Below are 24,831 nucleotides of genomic sequence, written 5' to 3'. Positions count from 1 at the left end.
CATCCCGCGGCAGGTGAGGCGGGGTGCGTCCGGCTCGGACGCACCCCCCTTCCGGGTCAGCGGTACGACAGGCCGTGGCCGACCGGGTAGAGCACCTTCGCCGGGTCGTCCGCGTCCTGCACGGGAACCGGCAGACGGCCGAGGGGCCGCGCCCGCCCGGCCAGGACCCGTACGGCCGCCCGGAGTTCGACATCGGTCCAGGAGTAGGCGGCGAGCGTCGCCCGCTGGCCGCTGATCCGGGCGATGTCGTACGGGTTGCGGATCGCGATCGTCACGACGGGGACCCCGGTCGCGACGAGCCGCGCCACGAGCGTGCGCTGCGGGCTGGCCGCGGTGACGTTGTACGTCCCGACGAGGACCACGTCCTTGCCCGCTGCCGCCGCCACCGCCTCCTCGATCCGCGCGGCCGTCGGGGTGATCCCGGTGGAGAGCGCGGTCGCCGTGAAGCCCAGCTCCGTCAGGGCCGTCGTGAGCGTGGTGGTCGGCGGCCCCGTCGTCCCCGACGGCGAGGCCGGATCGGCACCCACGACGAGGACCGAGCCGAGGCGCGCCGGGTCCAGCGGCAGGAAACCGCCCTCGTTGAGCAGCAGGGTGGTGGTCGCCTCGGCGATCCGGTCGGCCTGGGCGAGGTGGGCGGCGGTGCCGACCGTCCGCTCGACGCCGGCCCGGGTCACGTAGGCGTGACGGAAGAGGCCGAGCTTGGCCTTGAGCCGCAGGATCCGCAGGATCGATTCGTCGAGCCGGTCCTCCGTCAGTTCGCCGTCCCTGACCGCCTTCAGGACCGCGTTCCACGCCACGTCCAGCTTCGGCGGATTGAGCAGCTGGTCCACCCCCGCCTTGAGCGCGAGCACCGGGACGCGCTCGTCCCCGTACTTGGTGCGCACCCCCTCCATGCCGAGCGAGTCGGTGACCACCACACCGTCGTAGCCGAGCTGCTCGCGCAGGATGCCGGTGAGGATGGGCCGGGAGAGGGTCGCCGGATCCTCGCTGGGATCGAGCGCCGGGACCACGATGTGCGCGGTCATGATCGAGTCGATGCCGGCGGCGACCGCCGACCGGAACGGCGGGGCGTCGAGCTCCGCCCACTCCGCCCGGGTGTGGGTGATCGTCGGCAGCCCGTAGTGGCTGTCGACGGCGGTGTCGCCGTGCCCCGGGAAGTGCTTGGAGGTGGCCGCGACCCCGGCCCGCTGGTAGCCCTTGACCTGCGCGGCGACCAGACCCGCGACCGCCGCCGGGTCGGAGCCGAAGGACCGGACGCCGATGACCGGGTTGGCCGGGTTGACGTTGACGTCCGCGACCGGGGCGTAGTTCTGCCGGATGCCCACGGCCGCGAGCTCCTCGCCCGCGATCTGGGCCGCCTTGCGGGCGTCCGCGTGCGAGCGGCCGGCGCCGAGGGCCATCGCGCCCGGCACCAGGGTGGCGGGTTCGCCCACCCGGCAGACGATGCCGTGCTCCTGGTCGGTGGAGATGAGCACCGGGACCGGGGTGGGCTGCGCGAGAGCGGCCTGCTGGATGCCGTTGGAGAGCGCGGCGATCTGCTGCGGGTCGCGGGTGTTGTGGGCCCAGGTGAAGTAGATGACACCGCCCACGTGATAGCGCTCGACCAGCTCGGCGGCCGTACGGACACCGATCTCCTGGAGGTTGGCGTCGATGTCGGCCTGGTCGGGTGCGGTCGCGGAGTGGCCGTACACCCGCATCACGAAGAGCTGGCCGACCTTCTCCTCGAGGGACATGCGGTCGATGATCCGCCGGAGCTTCCGGTCGTCGTGCCGGTCCTTCTCGGCGTGGGCGGGGGTGCCCACCCCGGTGACGGCGGCCGCTGCCGCGGCGGCGGTCACCGTGAGGAGAGTGCGTCGGGAGGGGGCGGGGGCGCGGTGGTGCACTGATGCTCCTTCCGGCCGTGCGAGGTTGGAGGAAACGCTCGGAAGGCTCCTTCCGCCTTATGAAGGAAACTTCCAAGGAGTCACGGATAGCCCGAAAGTAACTGCCAGGTCAAGGACCCGCGCACGAATCACCCACGGCGGCGATCCCGGGCCAGAGTTCCTGGAGCGTACGGACCGTCTCCCGGATCGCCGGGCGCCGCGCCGCCCCGGTCCGCCACATGGCGTGCAGCCGGCGCGTCGGCATCGGGTCGAGCCGCACCGGCGCCACCTCCGGCGGCAGCGCCCCGCGCCCGAGGCGCGGCACGAGCGCGATCCCCAGACCGGCCGCCACCAGGGCCACCTGCGTGTGGTTCTCGCCCGCCTGATGGACGATCAGCGGTTCGTACCCCGTCGCCCGCAGCGTCTGTACCAGCCAGTCGTGACAGACCGACCCCGGCGGCTGGGAGATCCACCGTTCGGCCGCCAGCTCCCCCCGGCGCACCGAGTCCCGCGCCGCCAGCGGGTGGTCCCGGGGTACGAGGATGTCGCACAGGTCGTCGCCGATGACCGCCTGCTCGACACCCGGCGGCGCGGGCAGCGGCGCGATGTCCCAGTCGTGCGCCACCGCCAGGTCGATCACGCCCCGTGCCACCAGGTCGATCGACAGGTGGGTGTCCACCTCCGAGAGCCGGGCGTCGAGGTCCGGGTGGAGGCGCGCCAGTTCCGCGAGCACCCGGGGCATCAGTCCGCGCGCCGCACTCGGGAAGCAGGCGATCGCCAGGCGGCCGGAGGGGCGGCCCCGCCGCTCCTCCAGCCGCACCTCCGCCTCCTCCATGAGGGCGAGCAGTCGGCTCGTCGTGGCGGCCAGCTGATGGGCCTCGTCGGTGAGGCGGATGCCGCGGCCCTGCCGTTCGAGCAGGGTCGTGCCGGTCTCCCGCTCCAGCTTGGTGATCTGCTGGGAGACCGCGGACGGCGTGTAGCCGAGGGCCGCCGCTGCGGCGCCCACCGTCCCGTGGACGGAGACGGCGTGCAGGGCCCGCAGGCGGCCGAGATCCAGCACCAGGATCACTCCGGAGACGTCGAAGGAGAAGTGGATGTAGCAACGCTACATTCAACGATGAAGCAATTCGTGCTGGTGCTACATGGTCATCTGCGGGGATGCTCGGATCATGCGCCCCGCCCACATCGCCCTCGCAGCTCTGGTCGCCGCTGTCTGGGGAGTCAATTTCGTCGTCATCGAGATCGGCCTCGGGCACTTCCCGCCGCTGCTCTTCTCGGCCCTCCGCTTCCTCGCCGCGGCACTGCCCGCCGTCTTCCTCGTCGGCCGTCCCAAGGTGGCCTGGAAGTGGATCATCGGCGTCGGCCTCGTCCTGGGCGTGGCCAAGTTCAGCTTCCTCTTCATCGGCATGGACCTGGGAGCCCCCGCGGGTCTCTCCTCGCTGATCCTCCAGATCCAGGCCGTCTTCACCGCCGTGTTCGCCTACTTCGCGCTCGGGGAGCGGCCGGGGCGCGTCAAGCTCGCGGGCATGGGCATCGCCCTCGCGGGCATCGCGGTCGCGGCGGTCGACGAGGGGACCTCGGGCCCCCTGATCGGCTTCCTCCTGGTGATCGCGGCGGCGGTCTGCTGGGGCGTCTCCAACGTCCTGACCCGCAAGGCCTCACCGCCGGACGCCCTCAACTTCATGGTCTGGGTCAGCACCGTGCCCGTGCTGCCGCTGCTCGTGCTCTCCCTCCTGGTGGAGGGGCCGGAGCGGGACCTCGCCGCGCTGCGCGGACTCGACTGGGCCGGCGTCGGCGTGATCGTCTACGTCGCCTGGATCACGACCATCTTCGGCTTCGGCACGTGGGGCTGGCTTCTGCGCCGCTACCCGGCCTCCTCCGTGGCGCCGTTCTCGCTGCTCGTCCCGGTCTTCGGGATGTCGTCGGCGGCGCTGTTCCTGGGGGAAGGGGTGAGCGGGCTGCGCTGGTGCGCGGCGGCCCTGCTGGTCGGTGGTGTGGCGCTGACGTCGCTGTGGAGATCGTCACCGCCGGCGCCGCGGTCGTCGCCGCCCGCGGCGCCGGAGGGGTCCCTCCCGGCCCCGCTGCCTAGTGGCCGCTGAACGGCTCCTTGCTCAGCAGATAACCCGCGTGCAACCGATTGCGGGCGCCGATGCTTTTCATGATGTGGGAAATGTGGCGTTGACAATTCCGCAGCGATATTCCGACGACTTGGGCGATCCTTTTGTCGGACTCGCCCTGGGTGAGCAGCGAGATGATCGTCTGCTGAATTTCCGACGTGGCGGTGGCCCGATAGGCCCGGCCGTCCTCCGTGGTGAGGTCGGAGGCGATCGTCCACGCTCGGTCGAAGGCCTCCGCCACGAAGGAGATGACCAGCGGATCCCGGACGATCACGGCCCCCTTCGACCCGTCGAGGAGCGGCAGGACGCCCACCTTCCGGTCGAAGATGATGCAGCGGGGAAATCCGCCCGCGAGCGTCCGCACCCGTGCGCCCAGCGGGGTCACCAGGCTGACATAGGAGAGGGTGGCGGGGCTGAAGCGCGCGGTGTGCTGGTAGAGCGTGCGCATTTTCACGCCTCGGCCGAGCAGCCTGGTCGTGCGGTCCATGCTGTCGGCGAGAACCTCCTCCATGCGGGCGCCGCCGGGCTGCGAGGACAGCGCCTCCTCGTCGCACTCGTCGGCGAAGTTGGTGATGAGCCGCCGGACATCGGCCAGGTCGGGAACGATCTCCGACGAGGAGTCCCCGTGCTGGAGCGGCTGGGTGTGCAGTTCGAGCTGGTCCAGCACGTCCTTGAGCTCGTCGACCAGCGCCTGTTGGCGGGTCAGCGCCCGCTGGAGCGGATTGAGGACCTTGACCCGGGCGAAGGTCACGGAGTGCGGGGTCAGCGCGTCCGGTCCTGTCGGGTCGGGCCCTTCGCAGCGCAGAAGGCCGAGTTCGCGAAGATCGTGGACGGCCTCGTCGACCTCCCGCTGGTCCATGCCCAGCGTCGCGGAGGCGGCCTCCGCCGTGAACCCGGGTGATTTTACGACAAAACGGTAGAGACGGTCAGCAGCGGTATTGAGGAGTGGAGGGGTAATCGCACCACTTCTGCCAGTTTCATCCAATGTATCCCCCTGTCATGTTTCCGCCAGGAACAACATGATCCCAGAGGGGACTGGCCCTGAAACTGCTTTCCGCCAGAGGATGAGGCGCAGCGCTGACAACCTCAACGCTCGTTCGAAAGGTAGGGGTTTTCCATGGCACGTGCAGCGAGAGACCTTCTCGCCATCACGGCTTCTGCGGCTCTGTCCTTACTCCTCGTACAGGGAATCGGCGCTCCGTCCGGGGACACCAACCTCGCCGGGGCCCGACAGAGCAATGTGATCAACGACCTCGGGTGGGGATGACCATGCCTCGTAGCAAGTCGTACAACACGTACTCCAGCCTCCAGCGCCCCGAGTTCCGCCGGCGCGTGGACGAGCTCCTCCTGAAGTTCGAACGTGACTTCTACGAGAAGAGCAAGGGCGCGGAGGGCATGCTCGACGCGGCCAGTTTCGACATGGACCTCTACAAGCGCCACAACGTCGAGACCATGATCCGGATCGGCCTCAAGCGCGCCGTCGACCCGCTGGTGGCCAACTACTGGGCCACCCGCGACCCGCAGCTCGCCAAGGAGTGGGGTCTCTACGGCGCCGAAGAGGGCCGCCACGACCGCATGTTCGCGGGCGACCTGCACAAGGTCGGGATGACGGACGAGGAGATCTACGCGATCCGTCCGACCTTCGCGACCGAGCTCCTGAACGGCTACTTCTATTACACGCTCGCCACCGAGGGCCCGCTCGCCTCGATGATCAGCGGTTTCTACCTCGAGTACATCGCCGGCAAGACCCAGCCGGACTGGCTCGACATCATGGAGCAGCACGTCGGCGCGAACAACACCAAGGGCGCCCGTGCGCACCTCGCGCTCGACGAGGACGACGACCACGTCGACATGGTCTGGAACATGATCATGCGCGTGATCAAGGACGAGGACGACGAGGAGCGCTTCGTCGAGCACCTCACGAAGATCAACTCCCTCTTCGTCTCGTACTTCGTCGAGGTCTACGCCTCCACCGTGCTGGGCGCAGGCGGCGACCCGTCGCTGCTGACGCAGGCGGCCCCCGCCGCCGCCGTGCAGACCAACCTGCAGTCCCGCGTCGCCGCGGTCTGAGGTTCCGAGGGCAACGGCACCCCGGAGCACTCCGAGGGTCCGCCCGGCACCCGAACACCCCCTGGCGGCACCGGACATCGCGCGAACGCACGCACCACCCACGCTGCCCGCCGCAGCGCCGGGCGGCGCGGGCGGCGATGTCCGGTGTCCCTGCGGGCTGCCCACTGTCCGGCAAACCACAGGAAGACCCATGCGATACGAATGGCCGCGTGAACTGTCCGAGAAGGACATGCGCGAAATGATCGAGCTGATGGACGCCGTCGCGGTCAAGGAGCAGACCCTGGGCTTCTACGAGCCCGTCGGGCTGGAGAAGGGCCTTCCGCTGCTGCGGGCCTTCGACGCCGACCTGCGCAAGGGCGCCATCGACGTCCTGACCGTCCGGGACGAGACCGACGACGACAGGATCGTCGGCATGGTGACCCTCGCCCGGGCCCCGCTGCCGGCACGTCGCCACATCGTCGACATGCGCCGCTGTGTCATCGCCCCCGACCGCAGGGGCCAGTTCCTCCTGGAGGGCTGGGCCGTGGCCCTGCACAAGGCCCGCGACATGGGCTGCGAGGTCATCACCCTCGAAGTCCGCGGCGACGGCCCGGTCGAACTCTGGGAGCGGCTCGGCTTCCGCCCCTACGGCGTGCTGCCCGACTACGCCCGCCTCGACGGCCGCGAGGCCGTGACAGGTCACTACCTGTACGCGCGCATCGCCGACATCCTGGCGCACTTCGAGACGACGGGCAGCTGGCTGCACGAGCCCGAGCGGGACACCGTCGGCGCCGTGAGCTGACCCCGCACGCCTCAACTCCGGGGCATCGCGCACGGCGGACAGCACCACATCCGCACATCGCGCAGGGCACACGGCCGCGGCACACGGCGGACGCCGCACCGCACCCGCCGCACGGCGCGTCTCCCTCGCGCACGCCGCACCGCGCACGCCGTATCGCGCCCGCGGCACTCGCGCACCGCGCACGGCATCACCGCACGCCGTCCCGCCCGGACCCCGCTCACGCACCGGGGACCGCGCCGCGGTGCCGCCCCGCCGTCGGCCCCTACGGCGACAGCCCGGCACGGCCGCGCGGAACGCGCCGCCGCCGAGCCCCCGAATCGCTCTCCCCGGCGCGCCTCCGCGCGCCCGGCATCAAGACATCCAAGGCCTCACCGAAGGGCACACCCATGTCCAAGATCGCCGTACTCACCAACGACCTCCAGTACGAGCTCGTGGAGAAGAACCCCGAGCGCGTCGCGGCCGTCGCCGCCGCCACCCCGCACTTCACCGGCTTCCTCGACGAGATCCGCCGCCGCGGCCACCACGTCTTCCACCTCCAGCTGGTCAACGACCCGGACGACCCGAACGCCGAGCGCTACGACGGCCACCTCCCGGTCCAGCGCGGCACGCGCGGCGCCGAGGTCATGGAGGAGTTCCTCGCCCCCGAGGACGTCGTCATGGAGAAGAGCAAGGACTCCGGCTTCTACGAGACGGACCTGCACGAGCGCCTCCAGGCCCTCGGCGTCGACACCGTCCTCATCACCGGCATGCAGACGCAGATCTGCGTCCAGACCACCGCCGCCGACGCCTTCTTCCGCGGCTACAACATCTGGGTCCCCGCCGACTGCGTGGTCTCCGCCCGTACGGAGGACAAGGACCGCGCCCTGGAGTGGCTGGCCGGCTACTGCGCCACCGTCTCCGACTCCGCCGAGGTCATCAGCGTCCTCGACGCCGAGGGCGCCCTGCCCCGCAAGAACATCAAGACCCCGTGACCGCGACCCTCCCGGCGGAAGGAACAGCCATGCCCGCGAGCACGGCCAGCAGCAGTGACGAGATCCTCCTCGACCACGGCACCGGCGCGAAACTGAGCCAGGAACTGGTGCAGCTGATCGCGGAGACCCTCGGCGACGTCTACGTGGGCATCATGGAGGACAGCGCGATCCTCCCGGTCGAGACCGGCCGGATCGCCATGACCACCGACTCCTTCGTCGTCGACCCGCCGTTCTTCGGCAACGGCGACATCGGCAAGATCGCCGTCTGCGGCACGGTCAACGACCTCGCCGTCGCGGGCTCCCGCCCCAAGTACCTGACGCTCGGCCTCATCCTGGAGACGGGCCTGCCGATCGAGCGCCTCAAGCAGGTCCTCGTGTCGATCCGCGAGACCGCCCGCGAGGCGAACGTGCAGATCGTCGGCGGCGACACCAAGGTCGTCCGCAAGGGCGAGGCCGACCAGCTCTACCTCAACACCGCGGGCGTCGGCGTCTTCGAGCGCGAGCCGCTCTCCATGACCGACGTACGCCCCGGCGACAAGGTCATCCTCAGCGGGCCCATCGGCAACCACACCGTCCACCTGCTCTCCATCCGCGAGGGCCTGGGCTTCGAGCAGCGCGTCGGCAGCGACTGCGCCCCGCTCAACAACCTCATCGACGGCGTCCTCAGCCGGGTGCCGGCCGGCGCCGTCCGCTCGATGCGCGACGTCACCCGCGGCGGTCTGACCGCCGTCCTCCACGAGTACGCGGGCAAGCTCGGCCGTACCGTGCGCGTCGACACCCCGAGCCTGCCGATCCAGCACGAGACCGCCATGGCGGCCGACATGCTCGGCATCAACCCGCTGCACTGCGCCAACGAGGGCTGCCTGGCCGTCTTCGTCGACCCCGCCGCCGAGGCGGAGGTCCTGGAGGCGCTGCGCTCGCAGCCGTACGGCGAGCACGCCGTGACCATCGGCGAGATCTCGGAGGACACCGAGGCCCTGGTGCTGCTGCGGGACGCCGAAGGCCGGGAGACACAGCTCGAAGAACTGCTCGGGGCCGAACTGCCCCGGCTGTGCTGAGGACCTGACCCAGAACCTGAGGAGATCGCCATGAGCACCGTGACTTCTCCGCCGGACACCGCGAGCGCCCCGCCGTACACCGAACAGTGGCGGCTGCGGGTCACCGGGGTGGTACAGGGCGTCGGCTACCGGCCGTTCGTCTACAAACTGGCCCACGAACTGGGCCTCTCCGGCTGGGTCCGCAACGACCCGGAGGGCGTCCTGGTGGAGGCGTCCGGACCGGACGCCGACCTGGCCCGGTTCGCCGCGGCCCTCACGGACCGCGCGCCCGAACTCGCCCGCGTCGACGGTGTCATGGTGACCCGGGGGCTCCCCGCGGGCAGCGTGCCCGAGGGACCCTTCGCCATCGTCCACAGTGAGCAGGCCGGCGCCCGCTCCGCCCTCATCCCGGCCGACACCCACGTGTGCGGCGACTGCCAGGGGGAGCTGCGCGACCCCCTGGACCGCCGCCACCGCTACCCCTTCATCAACTGCACCAACTGCGGGCCCCGTTACTCCATCATCCAGGCCCTGCCCTACGACCGGCCCATGACCACCATGGCGTCCTTCACCATGTGCGAGGCCTGCGCGGCCGAGTACGAGGACCCCATGGACCGGCGCTACCACGCCCAGCCCAACGCCTGCCCGGACTGCGGCCCCCGGCTGCTGCTCACCGACCGCGAGGGCGGCACCTCCGAGGGCGACACCGCCCTGCGCAGGGCCGCCCAGGTGCTGGCCGACGGCGGCATCGCGGCGATCAAGAGCGTCGGCGGCTTCCACCTCGCGGTGGACGCCACCCAGCCGGAGGCCGTGGCCCTGCTGCGCCGCCGCAAGCGCCGCGACTCCAAGCCGTTCGCGGTGATGGTCCGCGACCTCGCCACCGCGCAGCGCCTGGCGGTGCTCTCCGAGGACGAGATCGACGTCCTGCGCTCGCCCGCCCGCCCGATCCTGCTCGCCCGCAAGCAGCCGGACGCGCTGCCCGAATCGGTCGCGCCCCGCAATCCCAACCTCGGGATCATGCTGCCGTCGGCGCCCCACCACCACCTGCTCCTGGACGAGCCGGGCCTGGAGGCCCTGGTGATGACCAGCGGCAACATCTCCGGCTACCCGATCGCGTACCGCAACGAGGAAGCCCTGGAGCAGCTCTTCGAGATCGCGGACGTCATCCTCTACCACGACCGCGACATCGAGATCCGGGTCGACGACTCCGTGGTGCGGCTCTCCGTCCACGACGAACTCGACGCCCCGCTCCTGCAGTTCGTCCGCCGGGCCCGCGGCTACGCCCCGTATCCGGTGGACGTCGGCCGCGAGATCGTGCCCGCCGTCGCCCTCGGCGCCGAGCTGAAGACGACGGTCGCCCTCTCGCACGGCTCGAAGGTCTTCCTCAGCCAGCACATCGGTGACCTCAAGAACGACGAGACCTTCGCCTCCCACCGCCGCACCGCCCGCCACCTCGCGCGCCTCTACGCCCTGGAGCCGCGCCTGACCGCGCACGACCTGCACCCGCAGTTCCGCTCCACCCGGGCGGCTCTCGACGAGGACGGCGCGGGCCGCACCGTCGTCGAGGTGCAGCACCACCACGCGCACATGGCCTCCTGCATGGCCGAGAACCACGTCACCGGCACCACTCTCGGCGTCATCTTCGACGGCTTCGGCTACGGCGAGGACGGCACCGTCTGGGGAGGCGAGTTCCTCCTCGGTGACTACGCCGCCTACCAGCGGGTCGGCCGGCTCCGCAGGCTGCCGCTGATCGGCGGCGACCAGGCGGTGCGCGAACCGATCCGTACCGGCTACGCCCTCGCCCTCGACGCCTACGACGGCGACCGGGAACGGGCCGCGGCCGCCTTCCCGGCCCTCGCCGGCCTGGACGACCAGCAGCGCCACGTGTACGCCACGATGGCGGCCCGCGGCATCAACTCCCCGGCCACCTCCAGCATGGGGCGGCTCTTCGACGGGGTCGCCGCGCTCGCCGGAGTGTGCGCCAGGGCCGAGTACGAGGCGCAGGGGCCCATCGAGCTGGAGGGCCTGCTCCTGCGGGACTCCGCCGTGGAGCCGGCGTACCGGTTCGAGGCCCGGGTGCCCGACGGGGACGGGGCCGGCCCGGTCGAGATCGACCCGAGGCCCGTGATCCGGGCCATGGCCGAGGACATCGCGGCCGGCCTGCCCGCCGACCGGGTCAGCCGCCGCTTCCACACCGCCGTCGTGGAGATGGTCCGCGAACGCTGCCGGGCCTTCCGCCAGGAGACGGGCGTGAGCCAGGTCGTGCTCTCCGGCGGTGTGTTCCTCAACGAGTTCCTGCTGCTCAACTGTCTGACCGGGCTCACCGCCGACGGTTTCGACACCTACGTCCACCGACAGGTCCCGACCAACGACGGGGGAATCGCCCTCGGTCAGGTCATGGTCGCGGACGCCCGCACACCAGCTGGGAAGTGATGACGTGACCACCCTCACGCCGGACCAGATCTTCGAGTACGTCCGGGCCCGCGAATCCGGCGCCCGGACCTACGCCAACGCCTTCGGCCAGGTGCTCCAGGACGGCCGCGACACCCGCATCCGCGACGGTCACGGCCGCGAGTACATCGACTGCCTGGCCGTCGCCGGCACCCTGGCCCTCGGCCACAACCACCCCGAGGTGCTCCGCCGGGTCCGCGAGTACCTGGACTCCGGCCAGGTGCAGCAGGCCCTCGACCTGACCACACCCGCCAAGTACGCGTTCCTGTCGGCGCTCTACCAGTGGCTGCCCGGCACGATGGCGGACACCTTCCGCACCCAGTTCTGCGGCCCCTCCGGCGCGGACGCGACCGAGGCGGCGGTGAAGCTGTTCAAGACCGCCACGGGACGCCGCACGGTGCTCTCCTTCCACGGCGCCTACCACGGCATGACCGCCGGTTCGCTGGCCCTCACCGGCAACCTGGGGGCCAAGGAGCCGGTGCCGTCCCTCATGCCGGACGTGCACCACCTGCCGTACCCCTACGACTACCGCTGCCCGTTCGGACTCGGCGGAGAGCAGGGCGTCCAGGTCGGACTCACCTACATCGAGCGGCTGCTCACCGACCCGGAGAGCGGCATCACCAAGCCGGCCGCCATCATCCTGGAGGCCGTGCAGGGCGAGGGCGGCGTGATCCCCGCGCCCCCGGAATGGCTGCGCGGACTGCGCGAGATCACGACCCGGCTCGACATCCCGCTCGTCCTGGACGAGATCCAGGCGGGCTGCGGCCGCACCGGCACCATGTGGGCCTTCGAGGAGTCCGGCATCGAGCCCGACGCGATCCTCGTCTCCAAGGCCATCGGCGGCGGCTTCCCGCTCTCCCTGCTGCTCTACCACGGCAGGTACGACACCTGGCAGCCCGGCGCCCACGCGGGGACCTTCCGCGGCAACCAGATCGCGCTGGTGGCCGGCGCCGCCACCCTCGACGTCCTCGCCGAGGAGGGTCTCGTCGAGAAGGCCGCCGCCAAGGGAAGGCTGCTCGGCGACCTGCTGCGGCGCCTCGCCCGGACCCGTCCGGAGATCGGCGACGTCCGCGGCAGGGGCCTGATGTGGGGCATCGAGATCGTCGATCCCGACGGTCCCGCCGACGCGCTGGGGGCGAAGCCCGCCGACGGCGACCGCACCCGCCGCATCAAGAAGGCCTGCCTGGACCACGGTCTGCTCCTGGAGAGCGGCGGACGGCACGGCGCCGTGCTGCGGCTCCTCCCGCCCCTCACCATCACCGAGGAGGAGATCCACACCGTGGTCGGCTCCCTGGAGAAGGCACTCATCGACGTGACCTGAGGGCGCACTCCCCGGAGCCAGGGCACGACGCGACGAACGTGAGGAAAGAAAGCACATGACGACGGGAACCGGTCCCGAGCAGTGGCGCGTCGACTTCGACGCCGAAGTGGTCTTCAGCAACGGGGGATCCCTGCGCACCGAGGGGTTCCGCCTCGACATCCCCCGTGACCACATCGACGACGCGGAACTGGGTGAGCTGCTCGTACGGCACCTGGGGCTGTTGATGGTCGGCGGTACGTCCGTCAGCCGCAAGGAACTGATCCGGGAGCCGCACAAGGGCTCCCGGAACACCGAGGCGGCCGAGGCCGGGACGGGCCGCCGCGCGATCGGCCTGACCGGGGCCGGGACCCGGCTCGACCGGCCCGCCGGGGCACCGGCCGGGCTCGTGGACCTCGTCGACCTGCCGGTCGTCCTGGTCCGCCTCGCCGGCACCGACGAACCGGTCGCCGACCGGCTCGCGCTCGCCCCGTTCGAGCCGGCCGGACACGCCGTCGTCATCCACACCGGCCGCGCGGACGGCCCCTGTCTGACCCCGGACGCGGTCGCGCTCCTCGCCGAGCGCGGCGCGGTCCTCGTCGCCACGGACAGCACCGACCGCGAGGGACCCGTGGCCGAGGCGCTCGCCAAGGCGGGCCTTCCCTCCCTGACCGGCCTCACCGGCCTCGCGGAACTCCCCGCCGTGGGCGTACGGCTGCACGCCGTGCCCCACCCGTCCGCCGAGGGCGAGCGCGTCCAGGTGTACGGGGTGGCCGAATGACCAGCTCCGAGACCCGTCCCGCGGCCCCCGCGGCGACACCCACGAGTGCCGCGGGCGCGGCGAAGGACGCGCCCCCGCGCAAGCCGCGCCGTGAACTCCTCGCCGCGAGCGCCGGCTCGGTCGTGGAGGCGTACGACTGGACCATCTACGGAGTCCTCGCCCCCTACTTCGCCGAGGACCTCTTCCCCGGCTCCTCGCCCACCGCCCGGCTGATCGCCGCCTACCTCGGCTTCGCCCTCGGCTTCCTGGTGCGCCCCCTCGGCAGCGTCGTCATCGGCCGGCTCACCGACACCCGGGGAAGGCGCTTCGGCCTCACCCTGACCGTCGGCCTCATCGCGGCCGGATCGCTGCTCCTCGCGGTCGTCCCCGGCCACGCCGCCATCGGCATCGCGGCCCCGCTCCTCGTGGTCGCGGCCCGGCTGGTCCAAGGTCTGTCCGTCGGCGCCGAGAACCCCAGCGCCGCCGCCTACGTCACCGAGACGGCACCCGGCCGCCACCGCTACTTCTACAGCGCGGTCTCCTACGGCGGCGTGGTCCTCGGCAGCGCCCTGTCGTTCATCGTCATGAGCGTCCTCCTCGGCGTGTTCGGCGAGACGGGCGTCGAGGACGGCGCCTGGCGCCTCGCCTTCGTCTTCGGAGCCCTCCTCGGGCTGACGGCCCTGTGGATCCGGCGCGGCGCCGCCGAGAGCGAGGTCTTCACCAAGGACGCCGAGGAACGCGGCGGGGTCGACCTGTGGCCCGTGCTCCGCGCCCATCTGCGCCCGCTCGCCGTGGTGTTCGCCATCACCTCGGGCGCGACGACGGTCTTCTACTTCCTCACGGTCGACTTCCCCGCCTACGCCCGCGACGCGGGCGCGGCGACGAAGGAGGAGGCGTCCGGAGCCCTGCTCCTCGGCATGGTGGCCCTCCTCGCCGGCATGCTCGGCGCGGGCAGGGCGGCCGACCGGTTCGGGGCGCTGGGCGTCCTGCGCGTCGGCTTCGCCGGACTCGCGCTCGGCTCGGTCCCGCTGCTCGCCGGCATGGTCGCGGGCCATGTGCCCGTCCAGGTCGTCACCGTCGTGCTGCTGTTCCTGCTCTCCCTGCCGCTCGCCGTCAGCAACGTCTTCGCCGGCCAGCTCTTCCCGCCGGCCGTCCGGGCCGTCGCCGTCGGTCTCCCGGCCGCGCTCGCGATCAGCCTGTTCGGCGGCACCTTCCCGGCCCTCGCCGAGCTGCTGCGCTCCGCGGGCCACGGCGCCTGGGTGCCGTGGTGGCCCGCGATCACCTGTGCGGCGGCCCTGCTCGCCTCCTGGGGCGTACGCGAACACCCCCTTCCCACCACCCCTATCCCCGAGTGAGGACGCCATGGACGCCTTGACCTCAGTGCTCGACGCGCTTGATCCGCTGCTCCCCGGTCTTGAGGCCGACTACGAGGACCTGCACGCGCACCCCGAACTCGCCTTCCAGGAGAAGCGGACGGCGGCCCTGGTCGCTGAGCGGCTCGCGGCGCAGGGCGGCTGGGAGATCACCACCGGCGTGGGCCGTACCGGAGTCGTCGGCGTGCTGCGCAACGGCGAGGGCCCGGTGGTCATGCTGCGGGCCGACATGGACGCGCTGCCGGTGAAGGAGGCCACGGGCCTGCCGTACGCGAGCACCGTCACCGCGACCGACGACTCCGGCACCGAGGTGCCGGTGATGCACGCCTGCGGCCACGACATGCACGTCGCCGCGCTGATCGGCGCGTGCGCGCTGCTCGCCGCCCGTACGGAGCACTGGAAGGGCACGGTCGTGGCCGTCTTCCAGCCCGGCGAGGAGAGCGGCTACGGCGCCCGAGAGATGGTCGACGACGGCCTGTTCGAGCGCTTCCCGCGCCCCGACGTCCTTCTCGGGCAGCATGTCGGCCCCGGCCCCGTCGGCCTGATCGCCACCGTCCCCGGGACCGTCATGGGCGCCACGGACTCCCTCACCGTGAAGCTGTTCGGCCGCGGCGGCCACGGCTCCAAGCCCGAGTCCGCGGTGGACCCGGTCGTCATGGCGGCCTCCCTCGTCCTGCGGCTCCAGACCATCGCCTCCCGCGAGATCGCCGCCCAGGAGCCGGTCGTGGTCACCGTCGGCAAGCTCCAGGCCGGCACCACCGCCGCGGTCATCCCGGACACCGCCGAACTCGGCATCAACGTCCGCACCAGCTCGGCCCCGGTCCGCGAGAAGGTCCTCGCGGCCATCGAGCGGCTGGCCAGGGCGGAGTCGGCCGCGGCCGGCGCGACCGCCGACCCGGACATCACCTCGGTCTACCACCTGCCGATGACGGTCAACGACACGCCGGCCGCCGCGCGGGTCGCCGACGCCCACCGCAGGGCCTTCGGCGACGGCGCCGTGATGACCATGGGGCCGACCACGGCCAGCGAGGACTTCGGCATCCTCGCGACGGCGGCCCAGGTGCCGTCCGTGTACTGGTTCTGGGGCGGTCTCGACCCGGAGGTGTTCATGACCGCGTTCGCCGCCGGCCGCGTCGACGAGGACATCCCGCAGAACCACTCGTCCACCTTCGCCCCCCAGGCGGGACCCGCGCTGAACATCGGCGTCAGGTCGCTGGTCGCCGCCGCGCTCGCCTGGCTGGACGGCGAGCCGACGGACGGGACGACGGCATGACCGGTCACCGGCCGCACGTGACGGTCCTGCACCGCTGGCGGGACACCCACGCGCTGTACGCCGACTACGTCGACCACCGCACGCACCGGGTCACCTACATCAGCACCGAGCTCGGCCGGACCTCGATACCCGAGGGCGCCGAGGCCGTCGCCGTCGTCGGCCTCACCGACGACGTGCCCGCCGTGCGGGCGGCCCTCGCCGCGCTCGTGGAGACGTACGGCACACCGCGGTCGCTGGTCGCCCTCAACGAGGGCGACCTCGACACGGCGGCGCTGATCCGCGAGGAGTTCGGGATCGCCGGGCAGACGCCGGAGGAGCTCGCGGTCTTCCGCGACAAGCTGCTCATGTGCACGACGGTGGCGGACGCCGGACTGCCGGTGCCCGCGCTCGCCCACGCCGCGGACCTCGGCGCGGTACGGGAGTTCGGCCGTACGCACGGCTGGCCGCTCATCTGCAAGCCGCACCGCGGCACCGCGAGCAGGGGGGTGGTCCGGCTCGACTCGGAGGCCGACCTGGACGCGCACCACGAGCTCGCCGAGAACCTCGCGGCCGAGCCGTTCCTGGTGCAGACGTACGTCGACGCGCCGATCCTGCACATCGACGGCCTGTGGGAGGGCGACCGGCTCGGCAGCTGGACCGCCTCGCGCTATGTGGGCGGCACCTGCGCCGACTTCACCCAGGGCAACTGGCTGGGCTCGGTCGAGGAGGACGACCCGGTGCTGCTCGCCGAGGTGGAGCCGTTCGCGGCCGCCGTCGGGGCCGTGCTCGGCGGAGACCGGCCCTGGGTCTTCCACCTGGAGGCCTTCGTCACCCGGGGCGAGGACGGCGGACCGGCCCTCGTGTTCCTCGAATGCGGGGCCAGGGTGGGCGGCGGCGAGATCCCGTTCACCTGGCGGGACGTCCACGCCGCCGACCTGATGGCCGCCGCGGCCGACATCCAGCTGGGCCGGGTGCCGATCCTGCCGGCCCTGAAGACCGGCGAGGTCGGCGGCTACCTGCTGCTTCCGCTGCCGGTGCCGGCCCCCTGCCTCGTGGAACGCGCCGACTGGGTCGTCGCCCCGCCCGAGGGCAGCGAGCCGTACGCGGTGCTGCACGTGCCCGTCGGCCGGCGAGTGCCCCCGATCAGCGGCTACGAGCACGTGGGCACCCGGTTCCGCTTCCGCGGCTCGACCACCACCGCCGTGGAGGAGGCCATCGAGGCCGCCGCGAACGGCTTCAGGCTCACCTGCACCCCCCTGGACGCATGACCGACCGGCGCCCCGGGCGCACCCGCACCACTCGCACCACGTGTCGCACAGGGGCCGCCAGCACCGCCCCGCATCGGAAAGGAACACACCGTGTCCGTCACCACTGAACGCCCGCGCGTCATCCTGGTCGGCAGCCGCATACGTCAGTACCGGGAATACGCCCTCGCCTCCCTCGCCGCACGGTATGAGGTCACCCTGATCGCCCCCGAGGCACCCAGCTGGCAGGCGAAGTACGTCGACACCCACCGGATCGCCGACACGACGGACGCGCACAAGCTGTTCCCCGCCGTCGCCGACCTGCGCGGCGAGGTCGCCGAAGCCGCGATCGTCACCTGGGACGAATGGTCGCTCGCGGCCGTCTCCTCGGTCGCCGCGCGCCTCGGCCTGCGGGCCATGGACCCGGCCGCCGCCAAGATCTGCCGGGACAAGTACGCCACCCGCCAGGCCCTCGAAGCCGCCGGCATGGCCACCGTCCGCCACGCGCCCGCCGGCAGCGAGGACGAGGCCGTCGCCGTCGCCGAGACCATCGGCTTCCCCGTCGTCGTCAAGCCCCGCACCCTCGGCGGCAGCTTCGGCGTCATGGTCGCCCGGGACGCCGACGGCCTGCGCCAGGCCTACCGCCTCGCCTCCGTCAGCCGCCTCCAGGGCGCCGGCACCGCCGACACCGTCCTCATCGAGGAGTACGTCGAGGGCCCCGAACTGAGCGTCGACAGCACCGTCGTGGACGGCGTCGTCACCCCGGTCTGCATCGCCCGCAAGCGCCTCGGACCGCAGCCGTACTTCGAGGAGGTCGGCCACCTCGTCACCTCCTGGCGGGACGAGCCCTGGGCGGAGGCGGTCGTCGAGCTCGTCAGGGACGCGCACCGCGCCGTCGGCGTCGACTACGGCGTCACCCACACCGAACTGCGCGTCAGCGCCGAGGGACCGCGGCTCATCGAGCTGAACGGCCGCCTCGGCGGCGACCTCATCCCGCACGTCCACCAGCTCGCCACCGGCATCGACCTGGCCCGGGCCGCCGCCGAGATCGCCTTCGAGCGCACCCCCGACCTCACCCCGACCCGCGCGCTCAGCGCCGAGATCCGGTTCCTGTACCCCTCGTACGACGGCACCGTCGACCGGGTCGTCCTGCCCGAGCCCTCCGAGGTCGACGGACTCGTCGAGGCCGTGGCCCTCGCCGCTCCCGGCGACGAGCTCCAGCTCCCGCCGCGCGGCCTCACCCCGCGCTCCGCCGCCCTCATCGCCGTCGGCGAGACGCCGGCCGAGACCCGCCGCGCCCTGGACCGCGCCGAGGGCCTGTCCCGCACCGAGGTGACCGGCGCCGGCACGCACCGGCTCGGCGCACGCGTCGAGAACGCCGTCACCCGCCGGTTCTTCGACCACGAGCGCACAGCGGCCCGGATGAGCGTCTCCGGAGTCCGCGGCGTCGAGTGGTTCCGCTACGGCGCAGGCGGCGGCGAGGGCCTCAACCGCCCCGTCTTCCTCAGCGCCGACGACGTGGCGGGCCTCGAACACGACCTGAACGGCCTCTTCGAGCTCCTCAAGTCGGTCCCCGAGCGCCTCTTCGGCGGCGACCTGCGCGCCTTCGCCAAGGCCGTCGGCATGAGCGAGACCCAGGCCGACCTGGTGCTGCGCGGCGCGGCCGACGAGATCCCGCCGCTCTCCCGGGCCGACCTCTACCGAGAGACCGGCGGCTTCCGCCTCATGGAGCTGAACACCGGCTCCTCGCTCGGCGGCTGGCAGATGGGCGAGTTCGCCCGCGCCCTGATCCAGGACGAGGAGTTCGCGGCCTTCGCCGCCGAGGAGAACCTCGTCTACCCCGACCCGCTGGCCCGCATCACCGAGGTGCTGCGCGACCGGGCCCCGGCCCTCAACGGGATCGAGCGCCCGCTGCTCGCCATCACCGACTGGCCCGAGGGCTTCGAGAAGTCCAAGTGCTGGATGGAGTTCGTCGTCCCGGCCTTCAAGGCCCTCGGCTTCGAGCCCGTCGTCTGCCACCTCGGCGACTTCACGTACGAGAACGGCGACGTCCTCCACGAGGGACGCCGCGTCGACGTCGTCTACCGCATGTTCCTGCCCGGCGAGATGCCGGACGAGCCGCGTACCTACGAGCTCGTCAACCCGCTCCTCGACGCCGCGGAGGCCGGCCGGGTCGAGCTGTTCGCCTCGCTGGACTGCGAGCTGTACGGCAACAAGGGCAGCCTCGCCATGCTCAGCGACGAGCGCAACCGGGCCGCCTTCACCGAGGAGGAGCGCGAGCTCGTCGACCGCATCCTCCCCTGGACCCGCTTCGTGCGCGACGAGAAGGTCACCTTCGAGGGCGACAAGATCGACCTCCTGCCGTACGCCGTCGCCAACAAGGACCTCCTGGTCCTCAAGCCCACGCTGCTCTACGGCGGCGTCGGCGTCACCCCCGGCTGGACCACCGACCAGAAGGAGTGGGTGGAGAAGCTCCACCAGGCCGTCGACGGCCCCTTCGTCCTCCAGCGCCGACTGCTCCCGACCACCGAGCGGTTCCTCTCCGACGACGGCGTCACCACCCAGGACATGGCCGTCGCCTACGGCACGCTCATGGTCGACGGGAAGTACGCCGGCACGCTGGCCCGCGGCGTCACCGACCCGGCCGTCGGCATCGTCAGCATGCTGCGCGGCGCCCAGATCGGCTGCGCCTTCCACGTCACCGAGCCGGCGGACGGCGAGGTAGCGGGGTGACCGAGTCCACCGACTCGAACGGTTCGACGGACCCGGCCGACTCCACAGGGTCGGCGGGTCCGGCGGACCCCGGCGACGGCACACCGACCGTCGCCGCGGGACGCGAGCGCGGAGCGCTCTGGCGCGACGCCGAGTTCATGAAGTTCTGGACGGGCGAGGGGATCTCCCAGATCGGGGCCCAGGTCACCACCCTGGCGCTGCCGCTGACGGCGGTGCTCACCCTGGACGCGTCCTCCTCGCAGGTCGGTCTGGTGAACGCCGCCTCGTACGCCCCGTTCCTGCTCGTCACCCTGCTCGTCGGGGTCTGGGTGGACCGCGTCCGCCGACGGCCGCTGATGATCGCGTCCAATGTGGGACGGGCCCTGCTCGTCACCGCGGTCCCCCTGCTGGCCGTACTCGACCTGCTGCGGATCGAGTACGTGTACGTGGCCGCGCTCCTCATCGGCTCGCTCACCGTCGTCTTCGACGTCGCCTACCAGTCGTACCTGCCGACACTGATCGGCAAGGAACACCTGGTGGAGGGCAACAGCAAGCTCCAGGGCACCAGTTCGCTCGCCCAGATCGGCGGACCCGGCCTCGCCGGTCTGCTCATCGGCTGGGTCACGGCACCGTACGCGCTGCTCATCAACGGTGCCTCGTACCTGGTGTCCGTGGTCACCCTGCTCGCGGTCCGGCGGCCCGAACCGCCGCCCGCCGAGCCCGAGCGCCCCACCGGGCTGTGGAAGAGCGTCGGCGACGGCATCCGGATCATCTGGCGGAGCGCCCATCTGCGGGCCTGCGCCCTCCAGTCCGGACTCTACAACCTGTGCTGGATGTCGCTGCAGACCGTCTTCGTGCTGTACGCGGCCCGGCGCCTCGACCTGTCTCCGGGCACCATCGGCCTGCTGCTCGGCACCGGCGCGGTCGGCTCGCTCGGCGGCTCCCTGGTGGCGGGGCGGCTGAAGCGGTCCATCGGCCTCGGCCCGGCGATCCTGGGGGCGCTCGTGCTCTGCTGCGTCGCCCCCGTGATCATCCCGCTGGCCCCGGTGAGCGGCGGGTTCGTCACGTTCGCCCTGTTCGTCGCCGCGTTCGCGCTGATCGGCGCGGGCGGCACGATGGCCAACATCCACATCATCAGCCTCCGTCAGTCGATCACCCCGGACGAGCTCCTCGGCCGGATGAACGCCGGCTACCGCTTCGTGTCCTGGGGCATGCTCCCGCTCGGCGCGCTCATCGGCGGCCGGCTCGGCGACCTGATCGGCCTGCGCGAGACGCTGTTCGTGACGGCGGCCGCCTTCCTCTCCGCGGTGCTCGTGGTCCTGCTCTCCCCGGTGTGGCGTCTGAAGGACTTCCCCGCGCAGATCGGCACGGAGTCCGGTACGCCCGAGACGGCGGCGGTGACGTCATGACGGAAGCGAAGGCAGCGAAGGAAGCGAAGGGAACGGCGGGTCCGGCCGGAGAGTTCTCGCACCTCCTCGCGCGGCGCACCGCCTGGGGCCGCTCCGACGCCATCGGCCGCATCCTGTCCGCCGCGAACGCGCCGGGCGTGCTGTCGATGGCGGGCGGCATCCCGGCCCCCGACAGCTTCCCCGTGGAGAGGCTGGCGGAGGTGACCGCCCGGGTGTTCTCCCGCTCGGCCACCTCCGCCCTCCAGTACGCCCCGACCGAGGGGGTCCCCGCGATGCGCCGGGCCCTGGCCGCGCGGGCCGGCGAGACCGGCGCGGCGGTCGGGGTGGAGCGGGTGATGGTCACCGGCGGAAGCCAGCAGGGCCTCGACCTGGTCGCCCGCACCCTCCTGGACGAGGGCGACGTGGTGGCCCTGGACGACCCCAGCTACCTGGGCGCCGTGCAGTCCTTCCGGGGCGCCGGAGCCCGGCTGCTGCCGCTGCCCACGGACCGGGACGGCATGCGGGTGGACGTGCTGGAGGAGCGGCTGACCGCCGGCGTCAGACCCAAACTCGTCTACGTCGTCCCGCACTTCCACAACCCCACCGGCGGACTGCTCACCGAGGAACGGCGACGCGCGCTCGGCGCTCTCGCGGAACGGTACGGATTCCTCGTCGTCGAGGACGACCCGTACGGCGACCTCGCCTTCGAGGGCGAGCGTCTGCCGTCCACGGACGTCCACAGCGAACGCGTCATCCGGCTGATGAGCCTGTCGAAGACACTGTGCCCGGGACTCCGGGTGGCCGGTCTGTCCGCACCCGCCGGCCTCATCGGCGAACTCGTGGCGGCCAAGCAGAGCAGCGACCTCCAGACCAACACCCTCGGCCAGTACGTCCTCGCCGAACTGCTCGGCGACCCGGCGTTCCTCCCGGCCCACCTCGCCCGGCTGCGCACCCTGTACGGGGACAAGGCGCGCGCGACGACGGCGCTGCTCCGCGAGCGGCTGCCGTGGCTCCTCTTCGACGACCCGCGCGGCGGCCTGTTCTTCTGGTGCACCGTCGACGACCCCCGGGTCACCTCCGACCTGCTGTACGAGCACGCCCTGGCACAGGGGCTCGCCCTCGTGCCCGGCGCGCCGTTCTGCATCGAGCGGGACGGCTCCCGGATGCTGAGGCTGTCCTTCGCCACCCTCGACGAGGAACAGCGACGGGAGGGCGTCTCCCGGCTGGAGACGGCCTTCGACAAGGCCCGCGCCGACGCGCGCTGATCCCCGCGTTCCCCGACCCCTCCCGTACAGGCAAGAGACGAAGGAGCACGGACGTGACACTCGCACACTCCTCGGTGACCGCCGATTCGCTGGTGGCCCGGCTGTTCCAGGTGGTCGACTCCCGCTCGTGGGACGACCTCGGCGAGGTCTTCGCCGAAGAGGCGGTCTACGAACGTCCCGGCTACCCGGCCCTGGAGGGCCTGGACCGGATCCGCCGCTTCTACGAGCACGAGCGGATCATCGCCTCCGGCGCGCACGAGGTCGACCAGGTGACGGGCGGCCTCGCGGCCGCGGCCTGCTGGGGCCGCTTCCGCGGGGCGAGCAGGGACGGGACCCCGCTGGACGAGGGCTTCGCCGACACGTACCTGGTGCGCGACGGGAAGATCGCGTACCGCAGGACGTACTTCTACCGCGCCGCGATCTGACGCCGCGGGGGCGGGCGGGGTCCGGTCCTTCCGGCCGCCCCCGTCCGGCCCCCTCGCCCCGCTCCGGGCTAGGGTCTCGGATCATGGAACTCGTCCCGGTCGACCGCGCCCCCGCACCTGGCGCCGTCCTTCTCAGCGGCATTCCCGGCAGCGGCAAGTCCACCGTCGCGGCGGCCCTCGCCGCCCGCTTCGCCATGTCGGCCCACATCGAGGTCGACGCACTCCAGTCCCTCATCGTGAGCGGCTGCCACTGGCCGACCCCGGACGGCGACCCGGAGGCGGACCGCCAGATCTTCCTCCGCGCCCGCAACGCCTGCCTGCTCGCGGAGAGCTTCACGCGGGCCGGCTTCCTCCCCGTCGTCGACGACGTCGTGGTCCGCCGCTCCCACCTGGACTTCTACCGCGCCCACACGAAGGCGGTCCCGCTCCATGCCGTGATCCTGGCCCCCGGCCCGGAGAAGGCCTGGGAACGCAACAACGCCCGCGACAAGCGTCTGACGACCGACTGGTCGTTCCTGGACGAGGCGATGCGGTCGGAACTGTCGGGCGAGGCCGTCTGGATCGACAACGCGGACCAGACGGTGGAGGAGACGGTGGAGGCGGTCCTGACGGCCACGGGCCTGAAGGCCTGACGGCGCCGGGTCCTGACGGTGCCGGGTCCTGACGGCGCCGGGCCCTGACGGCGCCGCGCGCTGGACGCACCGCGCGCAGGCCACGCCGGTGTCCCTGCCGCAGGCCCCCGAAGAGCGCGCCCGCCGCGCCCCGTCAGCCCCGTGGCCGTCCCGTCGAGCCCCGGACCACCAGCTCCGCCGGGACCCTCTCCAGGCCGCCCGTACGGGGCTCCTCCGTGCCCATCGCCAGACGGCCCGCCCGTACCCCCGCCTCGTGCAGGGGGAGATGGACGGTCGTCAGGGACGGGACCGCGTCGATGGAGAAGGGCAGGTCGTCGAAGCCCGCCACGGACACGTCTCCCGGGATGTCCAGGCCCCGTTCCCGCAGAGCCGCGCAGACGCCGAGGGCCACCGTGTCGTTGGCGGCGACGACCGCCGTGAGGTCCGGGTCGCGGGCGAGGAGCTCGGCCGTGGCCTCGTAGCCGGCCTGACGGTCGTACGCGCCGTGGACCGTCGGGCCCTCCTCGACGCCCGCCGCCGCCAGCGCCGCGCGGTGGCCTTCGAGGCGGTGCCGGGTCGTCGTCCGGTCGTCCGGTCCCGCCGCGTAGCCGATGCGCCGGTGGCCGAGTTCGAGGAGGTGCTCGGTGAGGCGCCGCGCGCCGGTCCGGTTGTCGAAGACGAGCGCCGCCGTGTTCGCGTCGCCGGTGACCGGCGGGCGCCCGCACAGCACGACCCGGGTCCCCGCCTCCGCGAGCTTGGCGAGTTTGGCCGCCGTCGCCGCCAGGTGCCCGGGGTCCTCCAGGGAGCCGCCCATGAGGATCACGGCCGCGGCCCGCTGCCGCTGGAGCAGGGTGAGGTAGGTCAGTTCGCGTTCGGGGGAGCCGCCGGTGTTGCAGACGACGGCGAGTTTCTCGCCGCCGCCGCGCCCCGACGCGCCCTCTCCGATGGCGCTCTGCGCCGCGCTCGCCATGATCCCGAAGAAGGGGTCGGCGATGTCGTTGACGAGGACGCCGACCAGGTCGGAGGTGGCGGCGGCGAGTGAGCTCGCGGGGCCGTTGAGGACGTAGTCCAGTTCGTCCACGGCGCGCAGGACCCGTTCGCGCGTCGACGCGGCGACCGGGTAGTTGCCGTTGAGGACGCGGGAGACGGTGGCGGGGGAGACCCGTGCGCGGGCGGCCACGTCCGCCAGGGTGACGGTCATCGTGTGCGTACCTC

20 protein-coding genes are annotated in these 24,831 nt (G+C 72.2%); 16 read left to right on the top strand and 4 right to left on the bottom strand.

The features are described 5' to 3' along the window. Positions 1-56: 56 nt before the first annotated feature. Together ACH4MY_RS02525 and ACH4MY_RS02520 are read right to left on the bottom strand one after the other, a co-directional pair. Positions 57-1,883: a glycoside hydrolase family 3 protein gene (locus ACH4MY_RS02525; protein ID WP_397996407.1), complete on the bottom strand. Its 1,827-nt coding sequence runs from the start codon at positions 1,881-1,883 to the stop codon at positions 57-59. A 109-nt stretch (positions 1,884-1,992) separates the two neighbouring features. Next, positions 1,993-2,922 carry a LysR substrate-binding domain-containing protein gene (locus ACH4MY_RS02520; protein WP_397996404.1) on the bottom strand — a complete coding sequence of 310 codons (930 nt, stop codon included), beginning with the start codon at positions 2,920-2,922 and terminating at the stop codon, positions 1,993-1,995. 109 nt (positions 2,923-3,031) lie between these two features. Between ACH4MY_RS02520 and ACH4MY_RS02515 the strand changes: the two genes are divergently transcribed. Further along, positions 3,032-3,961 carry an EamA family transporter gene (locus tag ACH4MY_RS02515; RefSeq protein ID WP_397996402.1) on the top strand — a complete coding sequence of 310 codons (930 nt, stop codon included), beginning with the start codon at positions 3,032-3,034 and terminating at the stop codon, positions 3,959-3,961. On the opposite strand, the gene ACH4MY_RS02510 is transcribed toward ACH4MY_RS02515, so the two are convergent. Further along, complete coding sequence (locus ACH4MY_RS02510) at positions 3,948-4,838, bottom strand: LuxR C-terminal-related transcriptional regulator (RefSeq protein ID WP_397996400.1); 891 nt, start codon at positions 4,836-4,838, stop codon at positions 3,948-3,950. The two genes, ACH4MY_RS02515 and ACH4MY_RS02510, sit on opposite strands and share 14 nt — an antisense overlap. A gap of 410 nt (positions 4,839-5,248) precedes the next feature. On the opposite strand from ACH4MY_RS02510, the gene ACH4MY_RS02505 reads away from it, so the two are divergent. The 15 genes from ACH4MY_RS02505 to ACH4MY_RS02435 all read left to right on the top strand — a co-directional run bounded on the left by ACH4MY_RS02505 (position 5,249) and on the right by ACH4MY_RS02435 (position 23,637). After that, positions 5,249-6,049, top strand: a complete 801-nt coding sequence (locus tag ACH4MY_RS02505) for a hypothetical protein (protein ID WP_397996397.1) — start codon at positions 5,249-5,251, stop codon at positions 6,047-6,049. 190 nt (positions 6,050-6,239) lie between these two features. Further along, positions 6,240-6,830 carry a GNAT family N-acetyltransferase gene (locus ACH4MY_RS02500; protein WP_397996394.1) on the top strand — a complete coding sequence of 197 codons (591 nt, stop codon included), beginning with the start codon at positions 6,240-6,242 and terminating at the stop codon, positions 6,828-6,830. Positions 6,831-7,216: 386 nt separating this feature from the next. After that, positions 7,217-7,801: a cysteine hydrolase family protein gene (locus ACH4MY_RS02495; protein ID WP_397996391.1), complete on the top strand. Its 585-nt coding sequence runs from the start codon at positions 7,217-7,219 to the stop codon at positions 7,799-7,801. Between the two features lie 29 nt (positions 7,802-7,830). Beyond that, positions 7,831-8,859 (top strand): hydrogenase expression/formation protein HypE, encoded by a 1,029-nt coding sequence (hypE, locus tag ACH4MY_RS02490; protein ID WP_397996389.1) that lies wholly within the window; start codon positions 7,831-7,833, stop codon positions 8,857-8,859. 30 nt (positions 8,860-8,889) lie between these two features. Further along, positions 8,890-11,271 (top strand): carbamoyltransferase HypF, encoded by a 2,382-nt coding sequence (gene hypF / locus ACH4MY_RS02485; RefSeq protein ID WP_397996387.1) that lies wholly within the window; start codon positions 8,890-8,892, stop codon positions 11,269-11,271. Positions 11,272-11,275: 4 nt separating this feature from the next. Continuing rightward, positions 11,276-12,610: a diaminobutyrate--2-oxoglutarate transaminase family protein gene (locus ACH4MY_RS02480; protein ID WP_397996385.1), complete on the top strand. Its 1,335-nt coding sequence runs from the start codon at positions 11,276-11,278 to the stop codon at positions 12,608-12,610. A 55-nt stretch (positions 12,611-12,665) separates the two neighbouring features. Continuing rightward, on the top strand, positions 12,666-13,367 hold the full coding sequence (locus ACH4MY_RS02475) for a hypothetical protein (RefSeq protein WP_397996382.1): 702 nt from the start codon (positions 12,666-12,668) through the stop codon (positions 13,365-13,367). After that, on the top strand, positions 13,364-14,701 hold the full coding sequence (locus ACH4MY_RS02470) for an MFS transporter (protein ID WP_397996380.1): 1,338 nt from the start codon (positions 13,364-13,366) through the stop codon (positions 14,699-14,701). The genes ACH4MY_RS02475 and ACH4MY_RS02470 overlap by 4 nt, the downstream gene beginning before the upstream one ends. Before the next feature lie 7 nt (positions 14,702-14,708). Beyond that, positions 14,709-15,992, top strand: a complete 1,284-nt coding sequence (locus ACH4MY_RS02465) for an amidohydrolase (protein WP_397996377.1) — start codon at positions 14,709-14,711, stop codon at positions 15,990-15,992. Continuing rightward, positions 15,989-17,239, top strand: a complete 1,251-nt coding sequence (locus ACH4MY_RS02460) for an acetyl-CoA carboxylase biotin carboxylase subunit family protein (RefSeq protein ID WP_397996375.1) — start codon at positions 15,989-15,991, stop codon at positions 17,237-17,239. The genes ACH4MY_RS02465 and ACH4MY_RS02460 overlap by 4 nt, the downstream gene beginning before the upstream one ends. 90 nt (positions 17,240-17,329) lie before the next feature. Continuing rightward, entirely contained in the window at positions 17,330-19,948 is a 2,619-nt protein-coding gene (locus ACH4MY_RS02455; RefSeq protein WP_397996372.1) for an ATP-grasp domain-containing protein, read from the top strand. Then, positions 19,945-21,336, top strand: coding sequence for an MFS transporter (locus ACH4MY_RS02450; protein ID WP_397996369.1), 1,392 nt, complete (start codon positions 19,945-19,947; stop codon positions 21,334-21,336). The genes ACH4MY_RS02455 and ACH4MY_RS02450 overlap by 4 nt, the downstream gene beginning before the upstream one ends. After that, positions 21,333-22,580: a PLP-dependent aminotransferase family protein gene (locus ACH4MY_RS02445; RefSeq protein ID WP_397996366.1), complete on the top strand. Its 1,248-nt coding sequence runs from the start codon at positions 21,333-21,335 to the stop codon at positions 22,578-22,580. Before ACH4MY_RS02450 ends, ACH4MY_RS02445 begins: the two co-directional genes overlap by 4 nt. 53 nt (positions 22,581-22,633) lie before the next feature. Next, positions 22,634-23,005 carry a nuclear transport factor 2 family protein gene (locus tag ACH4MY_RS02440; protein WP_397996363.1) on the top strand — a complete coding sequence of 124 codons (372 nt, stop codon included), beginning with the start codon at positions 22,634-22,636 and terminating at the stop codon, positions 23,003-23,005. An 83-nt stretch (positions 23,006-23,088) separates the two neighbouring features. Continuing rightward, positions 23,089-23,637, top strand: coding sequence for an AAA family ATPase (locus tag ACH4MY_RS02435; RefSeq protein WP_397996360.1), 549 nt, complete (start codon positions 23,089-23,091; stop codon positions 23,635-23,637). A gap of 133 nt (positions 23,638-23,770) precedes the next feature. Here the strand turns inward: ACH4MY_RS02435 and ACH4MY_RS02430 are convergent, their stop codons facing one another. Further along, entirely contained in the window at positions 23,771-24,817 is a 1,047-nt protein-coding gene (locus tag ACH4MY_RS02430) for a LacI family DNA-binding transcriptional regulator (protein ID WP_397996357.1), read from the bottom strand. Between the last annotated feature and the right edge of the window lie 14 nt (positions 24,818-24,831).

This window comes from Streptomyces sp. NPDC017246 (genome assembly GCF_044331325.1).
GTDB lineage: Bacteria > Actinomycetota > Actinomycetes > Streptomycetales > Streptomycetaceae > Streptomyces.
Note: the sequence above shows the minus strand (reverse complement) of the source record. Positions and strands in the feature narration are given on the sequence as shown.

Bases quoted from the DNA above. Each gene is read 5' to 3' on its own strand.
- ACH4MY_RS02445 (WP_397996366.1), top strand. From the start codon at position 21,333: ATGACGGAAGCGAAGGCAGCGAAGGAAGCGAAGGGAACGGCGGGTCCG.
- hypF (WP_397996387.1), top strand. From the start codon at position 8,890: ATGAGCACCGTGACTTCTCCGCCGGACACCGCGAGCGCCCCGCCGTAC.
- ACH4MY_RS02505 (WP_397996397.1), top strand. From the start codon at position 5,249: ATGCCTCGTAGCAAGTCGTACAACACGTACTCCAGCCTCCAGCGCCCC.
- ACH4MY_RS02510 (WP_397996400.1), bottom strand. From the start codon at position 4,838: ATGGACCAGCGGGAGGTCGACGAGGCCGTCCACGATCTTCGCGAACTC.
- hypE (WP_397996389.1), top strand. From the start codon at position 7,831: ATGCCCGCGAGCACGGCCAGCAGCAGTGACGAGATCCTCCTCGACCAC.
- ACH4MY_RS02430 (WP_397996357.1), bottom strand. From the start codon at position 24,817: ATGACCGTCACCCTGGCGGACGTGGCCGCCCGCGCACGGGTCTCCCCC.
- ACH4MY_RS02500 (WP_397996394.1), top strand. From the start codon at position 6,240: ATGCGATACGAATGGCCGCGTGAACTGTCCGAGAAGGACATGCGCGAA.
- ACH4MY_RS02475 (WP_397996382.1), top strand. From the start codon at position 12,666: ATGACGACGGGAACCGGTCCCGAGCAGTGGCGCGTCGACTTCGACGCC.
- ACH4MY_RS02470 (WP_397996380.1), top strand. From the start codon at position 13,364: ATGACCAGCTCCGAGACCCGTCCCGCGGCCCCCGCGGCGACACCCACG.
- ACH4MY_RS02515 (WP_397996402.1), top strand. From the start codon at position 3,032: ATGCGCCCCGCCCACATCGCCCTCGCAGCTCTGGTCGCCGCTGTCTGG.
- ACH4MY_RS02435 (WP_397996360.1), top strand. From the start codon at position 23,089: ATGGAACTCGTCCCGGTCGACCGCGCCCCCGCACCTGGCGCCGTCCTT.
- ACH4MY_RS02465 (WP_397996377.1), top strand. From the start codon at position 14,709: ATGGACGCCTTGACCTCAGTGCTCGACGCGCTTGATCCGCTGCTCCCC.
- ACH4MY_RS02460 (WP_397996375.1), top strand. From the start codon at position 15,989: ATGACCGGTCACCGGCCGCACGTGACGGTCCTGCACCGCTGGCGGGAC.
- ACH4MY_RS02495 (WP_397996391.1), top strand. From the start codon at position 7,217: ATGTCCAAGATCGCCGTACTCACCAACGACCTCCAGTACGAGCTCGTG.